Annotated in this window: 13 protein-coding genes; 7 read left to right on the top strand and 6 right to left on the bottom strand. The window is 55.2% G+C overall.

The window, feature by feature from the left end:
• Positions 1–90: 90 nt before the first annotated feature.
• Positions 91–1,233, bottom strand: coding sequence for a metallophosphoesterase (locus AC1EKS_RS04050; RefSeq protein WP_481009548.1), 1,143 nt, complete (start codon positions 1,231–1,233; stop codon positions 91–93).
• A gap of 3 nt (positions 1,234–1,236) precedes the next feature.
• Positions 1,237–3,438 carry a transglycosylase domain-containing protein gene (locus tag AC1EKS_RS04045; protein WP_481009547.1) on the bottom strand — a complete coding sequence of 734 codons (2,202 nt, stop codon included), beginning with the start codon at positions 3,436–3,438 and terminating at the stop codon, positions 1,237–1,239.
• Between the two features lie 186 nt (positions 3,439–3,624).
• Between AC1EKS_RS04045 and AC1EKS_RS04040 the strand changes: the two genes are divergently transcribed.
• Genes AC1EKS_RS04040 through AC1EKS_RS04030 form a run of 3 tightly spaced genes read left to right on the top strand, consistent with a single transcriptional unit; the run spans position 3,625 to position 4,615 of the window.
• Entirely contained in the window at positions 3,625–3,954 is a 330-nt protein-coding gene (locus AC1EKS_RS04040; RefSeq protein WP_481009546.1) for a WhiB family transcriptional regulator, read from the top strand.
• A 27-nt stretch (positions 3,955–3,981) separates the two neighbouring features.
• A complete protein-coding gene (gene sp36, locus AC1EKS_RS04035; protein WP_022864469.1) occupies positions 3,982–4,143 on the top strand; it encodes a Sp36 family protein in 162 nt (53 codons plus the stop codon).
• Position 4,144: 1 nt separating this feature from the next.
• Positions 4,145–4,615, top strand: coding sequence for a RidA family protein (locus tag AC1EKS_RS04030; protein WP_481009553.1), 471 nt, complete (start codon positions 4,145–4,147; stop codon positions 4,613–4,615).
• Positions 4,616–4,624: 9 nt separating this feature from the next.
• On the opposite strand, the gene AC1EKS_RS04025 is transcribed toward AC1EKS_RS04030, so the two are convergent.
• Together AC1EKS_RS04025 and AC1EKS_RS04020 are read right to left on the bottom strand one after the other, a co-directional pair.
• Complete coding sequence (locus AC1EKS_RS04025) at positions 4,625–4,975, bottom strand: hypothetical protein (RefSeq protein ID WP_481009545.1); 351 nt, start codon at positions 4,973–4,975, stop codon at positions 4,625–4,627.
• Positions 4,976–6,469, bottom strand: a complete 1,494-nt coding sequence (locus AC1EKS_RS04020) for an MFS transporter (protein WP_481009544.1) — start codon at positions 6,467–6,469, stop codon at positions 4,976–4,978.
• A gap of 91 nt (positions 6,470–6,560) precedes the next feature.
• On the opposite strand from AC1EKS_RS04020, the gene AC1EKS_RS04015 reads away from it, so the two are divergent.
• The 4 genes from AC1EKS_RS04015 to AC1EKS_RS04000 all read left to right on the top strand — a co-directional run bounded on the left by AC1EKS_RS04015 (position 6,561) and on the right by AC1EKS_RS04000 (position 8,439).
• The gene (locus AC1EKS_RS04015; RefSeq protein ID WP_481009543.1) at positions 6,561–6,932 is read left to right on the top strand and encodes a sterol carrier family protein; all 372 of its coding nucleotides are present in this window, start codon (positions 6,561–6,563) and stop codon (positions 6,930–6,932) included.
• Between the two features lie 143 nt (positions 6,933–7,075).
• On the top strand, positions 7,076–7,777 hold the full coding sequence (locus AC1EKS_RS04010) for a phage holin family protein (protein WP_481009542.1): 702 nt from the start codon (positions 7,076–7,078) through the stop codon (positions 7,775–7,777).
• A gap of 1 nt (position 7,778) precedes the next feature.
• Positions 7,779–8,060, top strand: coding sequence for a DUF3618 domain-containing protein (locus AC1EKS_RS04005; RefSeq protein WP_481009541.1), 282 nt, complete (start codon positions 7,779–7,781; stop codon positions 8,058–8,060).
• A 178-nt stretch (positions 8,061–8,238) separates the two neighbouring features.
• Positions 8,239–8,439, top strand: coding sequence for a DUF3073 domain-containing protein (locus AC1EKS_RS04000; protein WP_481009540.1), 201 nt, complete (start codon positions 8,239–8,241; stop codon positions 8,437–8,439).
• A 79-nt stretch (positions 8,440–8,518) separates the two neighbouring features.
• On the opposite strand, the gene AC1EKS_RS03995 is transcribed toward AC1EKS_RS04000, so the two are convergent.
• Positions 8,519–11,068: an ABC transporter permease gene (locus AC1EKS_RS03995; protein ID WP_481009539.1), complete on the bottom strand. Its 2,550-nt coding sequence runs from the start codon at positions 11,066–11,068 to the stop codon at positions 8,519–8,521.
• Entirely contained in the window at positions 11,065–13,038 is a 1,974-nt protein-coding gene (locus tag AC1EKS_RS03990) for an ABC transporter ATP-binding protein (RefSeq protein ID WP_481009538.1), read from the bottom strand. Before AC1EKS_RS03990 ends, AC1EKS_RS03995 begins: the two co-directional genes overlap by 4 nt.
• Positions 13,039–13,155: the final 117 nt, after the last annotated feature.

The raw sequence follows: 13,155 nt of genomic DNA, 5'->3' as shown, positions 1-13,155 counted from the left end.
TGTCCTGTGATTTTGTCAGGTGCGGGTATTGAAAGCAGAGGTCCCGACCTAGTTTTCTTGGCGTCAGCTGGTCAGGGTTGGTTACTGGTCTTAGTGGGGGCCAGTAATCGTAATAATCGCCGCTTCGGGCGGGCATGCCAGGCGCACCGGTGTGTACTTGGAGGTACCCAGTCCGCGCGAAATATGCACGGTGGTGCGTTCTCCCGGCGCCCAGGGGGCGATTCCGGCTGCACCGGCAAGTGCCTCCAGATTTGGCAGGGGATAGGTTTTACCTTTGTGCACCCGCGGTGCCGGATTAGGTATAGTTCCCGCCTTCCAGGAATGCATTCCCCCCGAGTAGGACAGCGGCAAATCCGTGTTGTTTACTAGGGCCCCAAATCCTGGCAGGCAAACCTGACCCCCGTGGGTATGCCCGGCCAGCACCAGATCGGCCCCGCAGGCAGCATATTGGTCGAGGATACGCGCATAGGGGGCATGGGTGAGGGCGAGACGTAAATCTGCTGCTCCCCAGGTATCCGGTACCCGCACCGCCTCGTCGCGCCCGATATGGGGGTCGTCGGTTCCCGAGAACGCCACCGTTAACTTTTTGGCGCGGCGTCCCTGCCTCGCCGGGGAAATAACCGTGCGGGTAGCCACCTGATTATTAAGGTCACTCCAGCCTGAAGCAGTTAAAAAGTCTCGGAATTTCTCGGTGGGCAAGTCGGGAACGTTTCGTAATTTAGGTTTCTTATTCGGGAAAAAATAGTGCAATGGCAGCTTGAGGATGCCCGAATAGTAATCGTTGGAGCCAAACACAAAAGCTCCCGGTAACTTTATTAAAGGTTCGAGGGCGCGCTGCAGCATCTCTAACCCGGAAGCATCTGCAAAATTATCTCCGGTGAGGACCACAAAATCTATATCCGGAAATTCGGCAAGCGAAGCTACCCAATCGGCAAGCCAACCACTTCCCGACCAAAGATGCAGGTCAGACAGGTGTAGTATTCGCAATTGCCAGGTTGGATCTTCCGTAGAACCAGTGCCAATTCCGGGAGTTTGCCGATAGTCTGCCACTGTTTTATGGCCGCAAGCTTTACCACCCTGCTTTCGAGAACCCAGATCCCCCAGGATGCTTAACGCTCCTTGCTCGGGAAGCTTGACTAGCTGATAGCGGCGCAAACGCGGGCGGCGAGCCTCGAAAAAAGGATAGGCTAGCGTCCCCGCGGCTAAAGCTAATAGGGTGCGGCGCGGCCTCAAAATCTAGTTGTCCCCGTAATAAAACGTTTGCGCAATCTCGGTAGCGCTCGGGCTAGGGGAGGCGGGTCCTTCGCTAGGTTGCTGTGTGGACTTAGGTCGCGCTCTGCCTTGGGAAACAGTTTTACCCTCCCCAATGTTGGCGTCGGGGAAAGTTGCTGCCGGCAGGTTTTGTACCGCCGCGGCCATGTATTCTCTAAATGCCATGGCGGGAACGGTATTACCGTAAAGAATGCCATAGTAAGCACCGTTAATTCTCATTCCCACCAGGTTGCGTGAACTTCCCTGGGAGTAGCCAACCCAAACCGCTGTCGCCAGATTCGGGGTTGCCCCCACGGTCCAGGCCGCCTTCGGGCCGTTAGTAGTCCCGGTTTTCGCCATTACCTGCCGGCCGATATTAACCCGGCCCCCATAGCTATTCGCGGTAGAGACTAATACTTGCGCAGTTTTGTTAGCCACGCTGGCCTCCACGGTGCGTTTACAGTTTCCAGCGGAAACTTTGAAAGTCTTTCCGTCGGCATCCACCACTTTTTCCAGGGCGACCGGGGAGCAAAGGGTGCCCCCCGAAGCAATAGTGCCAAAGGCATTAGCCATATTCAAAGGCGGAATAGAGGCGGCACCAATAATGAAGGAGGGTCCTAAATCCTGTTTCTGAGAAGGATCGCCAGTTACCGCCCCGAGCTTCTCGCTCATCTTGTAGATATCGCAAAGGTCGAGGTTAGCAGCCATCCCGGCGTAGGTAGTGTTTAAAGATTTCTGGGTGCCTTCCAAAACCGAAGTGGCAAAGTTATTGCCCCCGGTAGCGTTCTTTAGCTCCCACGGACCGGCATGTACCGGACAGTTACCAGAAACCTTCCATTCCTTAGTGGAATAATGGGTGCGTCCGCCCACCACCGAATAAGCCGAGTAACCGTTATCAAACCAGGTAGCTAAGGTTACAGGCTTATAGGAAGATCCTGGCTGGAAACCGGCGCCACCCCCATGGGCCTTATCTACCCCGAATGAGTTCTGGGTAGCACGGGGATGTTCCTTATCGGGATTTCCGTAAGGTGTGTTTTGAGCCAAGGCCCGAATTTTTCCGGTTCCCGGTTCGATCGAGCTAATCGCGATCGAAAGTCCGGAACTATCCCCTTCTGGAATCCGATTAAACGCGGTATCGGTAGCCAAGTTTTGCAAATTGGAGTCCATAGTGGTGTAGATTTTCAGACCCCCGCGCAGCAACAGGCGTCGCCGGTCATTGATGGACTTACCGAAAACGGGATTGTTGTAAATTTCATTAACCGCATAGGCGCAGAAGAAGGAGGCTTTCCCGGCGGTTGCACACCCCTGTTGACCAGGTGAAATTTTCAATAAGGCGGGTACCGGGATAGCTTTGGCTTCGTTGTATTGATCATAAGTGATCATTTGCTCGCGCAACATCGCCTTTAATACCTGGTCACGCCGATTTTGACTGTCCTGAGGATGCAGGGTGGGATCATATTTAGCGGGGGATTGGGTGATACCAGAAAGTAGTGCACCCTCGCTGATAGTAAGGTCTTTCGCGCTCTTAGAAAAATAGAAACGACTGGCAGACTCTACCCCGTATACCGAGACACCGTAGGGCGCAATGTTTAAATATCCCTCTAAAATCTGGTCTTTAGAGAGTTTCTTTTCAATCGCGAGGGCGTCTTTGGCTTCCCGCAATTTTCGGGAAATACTCTGCTCGCGGGCCTTGCGAACCTCGTTCATATCTCCGGCGCGCAGGCCCTTGTCAATCAAAGTGTTCTTCACCAATTGCTGGGTCAGGGTAGAAGCACCCTGGGTGTCTCTACCGGCCAAGTTATTGGCGATGGCGCGGGCGATACCCTCGAGATCAACCCCGCGATGCTGGTAAAAACGGTGATCCTCGATTGCCATTGTCCCTTTCTGCACCCAGGGGGACATATCTTTGAGCTTGACTACGATGCGATTCTCAGCGTAAAAATGGGCGATTGGCTTGCCGTCACGCGAGTAAATCACCGATTGCTGCGAAGGTTGGGTGGGCTTGAATTCGCTGGGAATTTCGGTCATGGCGCTCATCCCGGCACGGGCCGCTAGCCCTGCCGCTCCCACGACCGGTAAAGATAGTCCAGCGAGCAGCACTGCTGCCAGTGCGATTAAAGCCGCCAGCGCCGCGAGGGTGCGGCGAAGTTGCTGACGCGGCAGATAACGAGCGGTGCCTTTTTGCATATTTCTACCCTACTTGGCTGAGCGTCTTTTAGGCACCTTCGGAGGCAGTTAGCAAGCAGATTGTGGGCAATAACTATCTAATCGCTTGGATAAAATATTTCTTGGGTTTATTTTTGTGTTTTCAACAAAATGTAGGTACGGTCACATATATGGGCAATGTCGCCGCGAGAGTTCAAGGAGTGAACAATGAGCTTTAGCCAGGATGAGACGTGGGCTGCGCGCGCTCTGTGTGCTGGTCAAGAACCGGATGCTCTATTTGTGCAGGGAGCGGCGCAAAGACAGGTCCGTACCCGGTGTTTTGCCTGTCCGGTACGTCTTGAATGCTTGGCTGATGCCCTACAATCGGAAGCCAACTACGGGGTGTGGGGTGGCCTCACCGAACGGGAGCGCCGCGCGATGCTACGCCACTACGAGAGCGTAACCGACTGGTGGGAATGGCTAAATGAGTCTACTGATGAACTTGCTGCCGAGCTTCGCCAGCCAACTACCCCCAATGTTTTAGCGCGGGTGCGTTAGGCGTCGCGCTGCCGCTAGACTGAAGCCATGACTAAATGGGAATATGCGACGATTCCATTACTGTCGCACAATACGAAAGCAATTCTTGATAACTGGGGCGAGGACGGCTGGGAACTTGTCAGCGTAATTGCCGGTCCCAACGGTTGGGAAAACCCAGTCGCCTATCTAAAACGTCCGCGCGGTGAATAATATGTCTGCGGTGTCTAAGCGCCTGGAGCAGGCAGGTATGTTGCTGCCAGCGGTCGCGGCCCCGGTTGCGGCCTACACCCCCGCCATCGCTTTGGAGGGCGCAGGCGGATTAGTGGTGCGCACCTCCGGGCAGATTCCGGTAGTGGACGGGGAACTGGTGGCAACCGGCCTGGTGGGGGCGGAAGTTAGTCCCCAGGATGCCTACCGCGCTGCCCAGGTATGCGCCCTCAATGCCCTGGCCGCCGCAGCCGAGGTAGCGGGCGGGGTGGATCGCCTGGAGCGGGTACTAAAAGTCACCGTATTCGTGGCCTCTGCCCCCACTTTTACCGGTCAGGCAGCGGTAGCAAACGGCGCCTCAGATACCTATGGGAAGCTCTTTGACCAGCCCCATATTCGCTCCGCAGTGGGGGTTGCCTCTTTGCCGCTAGGGGCTCCTTGCGAGGTAGAGGTAGAGTTCTTGGCTCGGTCTTAGAACCTAGGTTTAGCTAGATTTCTTAGCGTGCACGGTGGCCACCCGGCGCGCCGACCAGTAAACGATGCCGGTAAAAATCGCGGTACCTAATGCGCAAATAAGCTGCACCGACACCGCATGTTCGGCGGTGAGGGCCGCGATGGCAAAGCCGTTAATCACGCAAAGCACCGCGGTAGCCCCTAACAGAGGTGCGGCTGCGCGGTGAGCCTGGAACCAGGCGTTATCGCTGGCAGTGGTGGCGGCATTGACGATCCCCCAGCGGGAGCCGCGAGGCAGGCGGCGGCGATGAAATAAAATCAGTACCGCCCCCAGATAGGCCGCCAGCAATAGGTAGCAGATACCAATTACCAAAGCCATCATTTATTCATTCTCTTTCTCTGGCGGATTCACTTCCAACTTTAACGGATTCTCCCGGCGTTTCAACGCGTCAGCCAGCGCAAATAGGAAAGCGATGATGATGAAAGTTACTACCGCGGCCATTCCGTAGCTAAATGCCCCGGTATAAGCTTGCCTTGCTGGCCCGCTCCCGGGAGGAGCGTCGACGGCCCCTAGCCGCAGGTAAAAAGCTAAAGTGGCTCCCGCCAGCCCAATTGCTCCTCCTACCCGTTGGGCAGTTTGGGAAATCCCCCCGGCCGCACCGGCCCTTCCCGGTGGTATCGAAAGCAGCGAGAGTGCCTGGGCGGGAGAAAAGAAAATTCCGGATCCTAAACCCGAAGTAAACATAGAGACTATTAGCAGGTAGGGGATGCTTCCGGGGGAGGCAGTCCGGGTGATCAACACGGTAACCGTCAACGAAACGATAACTACAGCGCAGGCGATCACTAAAATCCAGCGACCCCACTTTAGGGTGAGGCGGGAAGATTGGGCGGAAGCTATCGCGGAGCCTAGTGCCAAGGGGATCTGTAAAAGCCCAGCTACCAGGGGGCTGATTCCTAATCCTTGTTGCAGATAGAGAGTGTAAATAATAAATAGCGCCGTCCAGCCCGCGCAGTAGGCAGTCAGCACCACGGTGCCCACCATATAGGAGGGATCTAGACGCAGAGAACGAGGCATTACTACCGGAATCTTGCGGTTTTCTCGGAAGTTTTCCAGCGCCCAAAATCCTAAGAAACCGGCGGCTCCGCCCGGCAGCAATAGCCAGCGCCAGTTTCCGAGTCCTCCACTAGGCATAGTGGCATCGATGAAGGGATACATCACTGCCAAAAAGGCTGCCGCCAGCAGGAAGATTCCTGGTAGATCGAGGCGAGTGTCGCTAGCGGTGCGGGCAGGGTCAGGGGCAATAGTGCGGTAGGTGAAGAAAATAATTACCGCGCAGATGGGAATGTTGATTAAGAATGCGGCTCGCCAACCGAGATTAGTACCCAGCAGCGCGATTAGCACCCCGCCCATAGTGGGACCGATGGCGGTGGCAATCCCGATAATCATTCCGAAGGACCCGTAGGCGCGGGTGCGTTCTTCCCCGTGAAAAAGTATCTGGATCAGCCCTAATACTTGGGGGCTAATGATGGCGGCTCCGATGCCGGCCAGCAGGCGCATCAGGATTAAGGTTAGGGGATTCATGGCGAGCCCGGCACCTAATGAGGAAACCGCGAACACCACTACCCCGATCACAAACAGGCGGCGATGCCCCCAGGTATCTCCCATTCGTCCTGCTGGAATCAATGCAATCCCAAAAATCAGGGTGTAGCCCGCCATAATCCATTGCACATCGTTGCTGGTTAGTCCCAATGCCTTGGTCATCGAAGGGATGGAAACGTTAAGCATCGACACTGCCAGTAAGGTCAGGGCTGCCGCTGCCAACAAAGTGTAGAGGGCGCGGTAACGTTGAGGCTGGTCTAGTGATTGCTTTTGCATCGGTTATAGCCTAAGGGGTGACGGGGTGAAAGCGTTAGCGGATCCCGGGCGTAGTCAGCGTTACCCCGGTTAGGAACTTTGGGAGGCCGGTTTGGGAAGAATAATTTCTGCGGAGGACGGGCAGGCAGCTTTAGCGGCTTGGAGTAGGGGAAATGCGAGTCGGGCAGACAAAGGCACCGCAGTGCGTTACAGCCTGCAGATTTTAGCCGAGCGTCATCCCGGACAGGCAGTTGAAGTGCGGGTGCCGCCTTTTGGGGCAGTCCAGATCGGCACCGGAACCGTGCACCGCCGGGGAACTCCGCCGGCGGTGGTGGAAATGAAAACTGATACCTGGTTATTTTTGGCTACTGGCTTTTTGAAATGGGAAGATGCGGTGCGCACCCAGCAGATTAGTGCAACTGGGGTGGGTTCGGATTTAACTGCCTATTTGCCGGTATTTTCCCCGCCCCCACCTCTTTCCTAGATCGTATGGGATGGTTTCTAAAGGTCCCGCCCGGATTGATTCGCTAAGGGGGGAAACCAGGTTCAAGTATAGAAACTGCCCGTAGCTTAGAATATGGTTACTATCAAGAACAGCTCTCAGCAAGGAATAGGAGCGAATTGAAAATGTCAGATCCGCAGCGACCCGTGCCTCCAACGCCGGGTTATCATCCCGTACCGGGAACTCCGCCAGCCCACCGGCCAGCCCCGGGAGTACCGGCAACGCCCGGTTACCATCCGAATCAAAGTTCCGCCGGTCCCTCCAGTCCTAGGGAATCTGGGAGTCAAGGCGGTACTGGTACCGCTAACTCGAGTGCAGCTAAAGCAGCGGCCGGGGCCACCAACCCGGTTCCCTCCTATACGCCCCCTACCCCTAATGCCTCCTCAGCTCAGGGTGAACCGGGCGCGGAGAGCAATAACGCGGCTCCGGAACCGACGAAAAATGCCGCTAGTCGCCCTAACTTGGGGAATCTAGTATCAAAGCTCTCTGACCAGGTACAGGCGCTGGTAAAGGGTGAGATTGAACTAGCGAAAGTTAAAGCCACCAATATGGCTAAGCGTTCCGGGGTGGGAATCGCCCTCCTGGTGGTAGCGGGGGTGCTCGCCCTCTATATGCTGGGATTCCTTTTTGGGGCGGCCGCTGAAGCCCTCGTCCTAGCAGTGCCGATGTGGGCAGCAAAACTGATCGTGGCAGGCATTCTATTGGTGCTGGTGGCGATTTTAGCGCTGGTAGGTAAGGCTTCTTTGCAAAAAGGAATTGCTGATAAACCAGATCCCCAAGAGGGCATAAAAGAAGGTATCGCGGCAGTAAAGAAAGGCTTGGAATAAAATGACGCAACGTAGCGAAAGTCAGATTAAGGCGGATCTCGAGGCTGCCCGAGCAGACCTGAGTAGCACGGTAGAGGAACTTTCTGATTATTTTTCTCCGAAAGCTAATGTAGAGCGGGCGAAAGCCGATGCCCAACAAAAGGCGCGGGCCTTGGCAGATAAAGCTCAGGAGACGGTGGGGCAAGCTAGTGCCGGCCAGCCGGAGGCGATCAAGAAAGTGGCGGCTATTGCCGGGGGTGCGCTGGTACTGGGTGCTCTGCTAGTACGCCGGATGCTAAAGTAACCTTAAAGTTTCGCTATTGCGGCGGCAGTCTATTCCCGGTGACACCTGGTGTCATTAACCTTATTTGCGGGATCAAATGGTCTTGACGCCCGCAATGGGGTATCTTTTTATACAGAACATTTTAGAAGTTTTAGGGTGCGCCCGGCGTATCCGTGATTATAGTGGAGGGGGTCACGCCATGGGGCGCGGCCGTCAAAAGGCTAAACAGACAAAAGTAGCGCGCAAGCTTAAGTACTACAGTCCCGAGACGGACTATGAAGCACTGCAGCGGGAGCTGCAGGCTAAACAACGCGATCAAGCCGAAGATGATAGCGGCGATGATTATGAAGATTGGCGTAAGCATATTCCGTCCGCAACCGACGACGATTGGTTTAACTAACCCGGAGCCATTCCCGGGTAGCGGTATATCTAGAGGCATTAAGCGGCGTTAGGTAGCAGCTCCCGGCGGATTACCATGTTTAATCCCCGGAGGAGACCGCCTGAAGAATCGGCATCTTGCGGGCGCGGCGCGCCGGCAGGAGCGCTGCCAAAGTTCCTACCAGCACCGCTAATAGACAAATCCAACCTAGCGAAACCCAGGGAACTTCGATGGTGCTGATTCCCTGGTCGGCAAGGTAACGACACACAAACACTGCCAGCGAAACTCCGCCTGCCATCCCCAAAATGGTACCCGCCAGAGTGATCAGCACCGACTCGGTAGTTATCATCACGCTCAAGCCGAAAGAAGAAAGCCCCACGGTGCGGATCAGCCCCAGTTCTCTAAAGCGTTGCTGCACCGAAAGCGAAAGGGTGTTCATAATTCCTAAAGCTGCGATTATCAGGGATAACGCTAGCAGAGCGTAGAGGACGGCCAGGACTTGATCTACGGTAGCAGCCACTTTATCTGCCGCTTGTTTTTGGGTTTGCACCACCATAAAGGGGTTATCGGCAATCGCCTTTTTCACTTCACGCTGCACTTTATCTAGGTCAGCCCCAGTTTCAAGCTTAATGCCGGCACTGGCGGTAATATCGGCTGCTTCCGGGCCTAGCTGGGTGGCGAGGGCGCGCGGTATCACCACATCCAAGAATAGGAATCCGGTGTCGATAGTGGCGGCGATGGTGACTGTCTCTTGTCCCCGCAGCCCGGTCATCTGAAAAGTATCTCCGGGAGCGAGTCCTTGAGATTTCGCCCAAGAGCGAGAAACCAGTGCGCGGGGAGCCCGGGGTGACTGCGAGAAATAGTCCTTAGCCGACCCGGTAACCGCACTCACCTTTCCATAGCGATTGAACTGGGGATAGGTTACTTGGGTCATGGTTTCTTCCGGATTTTTTCCGGCAACCGTAACCCTAAAAAGCCCCATTCCGGCCAGGGGATCAACCCGGCTCACCCCGGAAACCTTGGCGACTTTATCTAAAAGACTGGGGGGAATGGAAACTACTTTCGGATCCGGGGAGATCATTAAATCCACGTTTATCTGCTGAGCAACTGCCGATTGGGTAGAGGCTTTGGTAGAGGCCGCCAAGGTCGCTCCCACTGCTACCAGGGCAACTCCAATCATCAGGGCAGCAGCAGTGTTAGCGGTTTGTCGCACATTGGCAGTCAGGGTGCGCATCGCCAGGCGGGCATGCGGGCGCAGCCACCAAACAAGTCCCGCTAAAGCTCTCACCACTACCGCCGCTAAGGGGGTTACTAAAATCAGCATGGCCAGCAAGAATAGTGCGGCGCCAATCCCTAGCCCCAGGCCGCTTTGCCCGCCCTCGGAGGACGCCCAAGCCAGTAGTCCCACCGCGACTGCGAGTACGACCGCTCCGATAATCGCACGCGCCCATACCGGCTTTTGGGTTTGCGTATTTTGCCGCATTGCCTCGACCGGGGGAGTAAGTGCCGCCGCGCGGGCAGGCCAAAGGGAACCGATGACCGTCACCAAAATGCCCACGGTTAAAGCCAGGAGGGTAATGGACCATGACCAGCCGATTCTTAGCGCGTCGAAGCCGGATTTTGCCAAACCCCAAGAAACCGCGCGGGTGAGCAGATATCCGGCTCCTACCCCGATTACGGAACCTATGATGCCTACTAGCAGGCCTTGCAGAGCCACTATCGAAAATACTTGTCCCCCACTAGCCCCAATAGCCCGTAGCATCGCGAACTGGGGTTGCTGGGCCCGCACCATCATCTGGAAAGTGTTGGTAATAATAAATGCCCCTACAAACAGGGCTATGGCCGCGAATACCAGTAAAAACACGTTCACAAAATCTAGAGAACTGGCAGCTGCGGTATTGATTTCATCGTTATATTCTGCCTGGGTCATCACCTCTCCGGTGCCCGAAAACTCCTTATCGAGTTCGGTACGCAGCGCCTGGGAAGACACTCCTTTTTCAGCGGTGATAGCAATCGCGGTAGTGGCTACCGGCTTTTGAGCCAGAACTGCAAAAGCATCCTCGGACACGAAAACATAGTTAGTAAAAGCCACCGGGGAGGGAAAACGGTAAATTCCAGTAACCCTTACCGATTTCCCCTCGCTGGAAACATAGACTTTCAGGCGCTGATCAGTGGTTACCCCTAGGCGCTTGGCCGCAGATTCCTCTAAAGCAACCTCGCCGGTACTTAGAGGAGCCTCGCCTTTTACTAGGCGCGGTTGGGCGGAATGCCCCGGATAAATCGCTTGTAAAATCGAAACTTGTTTGCCGGTCCCCAGACGCTTATTGTCCTGGTCAGCGAGCATACAAACATCTACCAGATAGGGATCGGCATATTTGACCCCAGAAACTTTCTCGGCCTGGTGCGCGGCCTGTACGGGCACGCTGGATCGCACCGGTGCCTGCCCGTCTACTTTTTCGCCTTGCACCTTCCCTACCAGGTAATAGTCGTAGGTGTTGGTGGAGGAAATCAGGGAATTGTAGGAGTCGGCGAGGGTGGCGCGGAGGGCGAAAATCCCCGATAAGAAAGCCACTCCCAGCACTACCGCCAGCAGCGCCATTTGGAAACGCACCAGGTGGGCGCGTAGATTCCGCCAAGCTATCCTCATCATGCTTTATCCTGGGGAGCCTCAAAAGATGCAATCGCGTCCTGAGAGGAATCAAGCAGTGCCTCCGCCTTCTTAATCATGTCCAGTAGGCGCTGTTTTTCCTGACTTAAGGTTTCTTCCGGGGTGCGCGGTACCGATGCACTCGGACTATCCTCCGTCCGTTGTCGGCCTTGTCCCGCAGATTCTTTACTGTTTGCTGCGCTAGTGCCTTCCTTCGAAAGGGAAGTGCTAGCGGGATGCTTTCTGTGGATATTTTTAGCTTCCGTTAAAGCATCTTTCGACTGGGCATCGTTTTTACCTGCGGGTTTAGTTTCCCCGGCGCGGGAAGTTCCCGCAGGTGCCGGCGCGGTCGCAGTGTCCTCCCAAAATCCCGTAGTTTCGGCTACCGGATTGGAAAACACGGAATAAAGCCCCGCCCAGCGTTCGTTATCATCTTTTTTGCCCGGAATGTTTCTGGGCGACCCCGCAGGAGGAGGCGTAGCTTCTGGGTTACGAGATTGCGCAGTGTTTTTCTTTTCTGGGACCGAGCTTTTTTCCGCGTTTTTCCCGGTCTGATTACTGCTACCGCTGTCGCTACCCGTAGATTTATATTTGGCCGGTGCGCCCGGGTACTTCAAACGGTAAGACTCCGGCAAACTAGCGGTTTTTGTAGATAGTCGCGGCCGGGGGTTATTTGCCTTTTCAGTTTGCTGCCCGGGTTTTGGTGTCCACCCTTGCCAAGTGGTGCCCCGTTCATCCCGGGTTTCTAGCACGCTTCCCTTCAACCGGGTACTAGGTTCTTTCGAGGTGCCCGGATCACTGGGCTTAGGCTCGTTGCTCGGTGCTGCCGGTTCTACCTGCGGGGTAGCTTTATCCTGGCTAGCTACAGATTTTTGGGTTTGCGCTAGGGCCCGCCGCGCGCCCTCTTTAGTACGAAGTTCCGCCGGGACCACCGGCTTTCCCACTCCCATCAAAGCGTTCAATGCTCCGGCATCTATGTTCCCTGCTTGAGCGCTACCTGTCGGCCGGCTCGGGACTTCAATTTGTGCTCCTCGAGCCAGCTGCAAGTTCGCTAACCGAGCCTGCATCTTTTCGCGATCAGGCCAAGCTCCCGGCTTACTTCCTGTCGGCAAGAAATCTTTACTCGCCTCAGAACTGTTTTCTGGGTGCCTCAAAGATTCTTTTTCCCCAGGTAGCGGAGAGGTCGCTACGAAGTGGGGTAGCTCAGTTTGTGCCGCCAAAACTTTCTCGCGTTCCGGATGATCTAGTTCGGCCACGATTTTGCCGTCCAAGAGGAAAAGTACCCGGTCAGCATAGGCCGCAGCTGCTGCCTCGTGAGTAACCATAACTACTGACTGCCCAAAATCATTTACCGCTTTACGCAGGTAACGCAGTACTTGCTTGGAGGATTCAGAATCTAAATTTCCAGTGGGTTCGTCGGCAAATAGCACCACCGCATCTTGCATTAAGGCTCGAGCACAAGCTACTCGCTGTTGCTGTCCCCCCGAGAGTTCACTAGGGCGATGTTTTAGCCGATCTTCCAATCCCAATGCCGCAACCACCTGTTCAAAGCGATCTTGGGGAACTTTGCGGCGAGCAATCTCGAAAGGCAAAAGAATATTTTCTTTCGCACTAAGCGTGGGGATCAGGTTAAACGCCTGGAAAATAAAACCGATATGGTCCCGGCGCAAACGGGTGAGGCGGCGCTGATTCATCCCTACGATTTCGGTATCGTCAATCTTGATGGAACCAGAGGTAGCGGATTCAAACCCGGCTAGGCAGTGCATAAATGTAGATTTTCCTGACCCAGAGGGTCCCATGATGGCAGTGAATCTTCCCCGGGCGATCCCTATCGAAATATGATCTAGGGCGCGTACGGTTCCCGCGCCGGAAACGTAATCTTTGGTCAAGTTATTGACCACAATCACCGGGTCAGGCACGTCTGAAGGCAGCTTTAGTCCGGCTTTCAGGCGGGTATCTGCGGAGTTCACCATATGGTTTATGTTATCGCATACCGGGAGGGGTTCCGGTAGTATCACTCGCCTCTTTAATGCACATAGACAGATGAATCTTAGTTTTCCTGACTTGTTTATCGGGCAGTAGCCTCGCGA

It is taken from the genome of Varibaculum sp. C0165D1 (genome assembly GCF_056590355.1).
Note: the sequence above shows the minus strand (reverse complement) of the source record. Positions and strands in the feature narration are given on the sequence as shown.

What these genes read in the sequence shown, in the direction of transcription:
- AC1EKS_RS04045 (WP_481009547.1), bottom strand. Translation starts at nt 3,438, where the DNA reads ATGCAAAAAGGCACCGCTCGTTATCTGCCGCGTCAGCAACTTCGCCGC.
- AC1EKS_RS04040 (WP_481009546.1), top strand. Translation starts at nt 3,625, where the DNA reads ATGAGCTTTAGCCAGGATGAGACGTGGGCTGCGCGCGCTCTGTGTGCT.
- sp36 (WP_022864469.1), top strand. Translation starts at nt 3,982, where the DNA reads ATGACTAAATGGGAATATGCGACGATTCCATTACTGTCGCACAATACG.
- AC1EKS_RS04030 (WP_481009553.1), top strand. Translation starts at nt 4,145, where the DNA reads ATGTCTGCGGTGTCTAAGCGCCTGGAGCAGGCAGGTATGTTGCTGCCA.
- AC1EKS_RS04025 (WP_481009545.1), bottom strand. Translation starts at nt 4,975, where the DNA reads ATGATGGCTTTGGTAATTGGTATCTGCTACCTATTGCTGGCGGCCTAT.
- AC1EKS_RS04020 (WP_481009544.1), bottom strand. Translation starts at nt 6,469, where the DNA reads ATGCAAAAGCAATCACTAGACCAGCCTCAACGTTACCGCGCCCTCTAC.
- AC1EKS_RS04010 (WP_481009542.1), top strand. Translation starts at nt 7,076, where the DNA reads ATGTCAGATCCGCAGCGACCCGTGCCTCCAACGCCGGGTTATCATCCC.
- AC1EKS_RS04005 (WP_481009541.1), top strand. Translation starts at nt 7,779, where the DNA reads ATGACGCAACGTAGCGAAAGTCAGATTAAGGCGGATCTCGAGGCTGCC.
- AC1EKS_RS04000 (WP_481009540.1), top strand. Translation starts at nt 8,239, where the DNA reads ATGGGGCGCGGCCGTCAAAAGGCTAAACAGACAAAAGTAGCGCGCAAG.
- AC1EKS_RS03995 (WP_481009539.1), bottom strand. Translation starts at nt 11,068, where the DNA reads ATGATGAGGATAGCTTGGCGGAATCTACGCGCCCACCTGGTGCGTTTC.
- AC1EKS_RS03990 (WP_481009538.1), bottom strand. Translation starts at nt 13,038, where the DNA reads ATGGTGAACTCCGCAGATACCCGCCTGAAAGCCGGACTAAAGCTGCCT.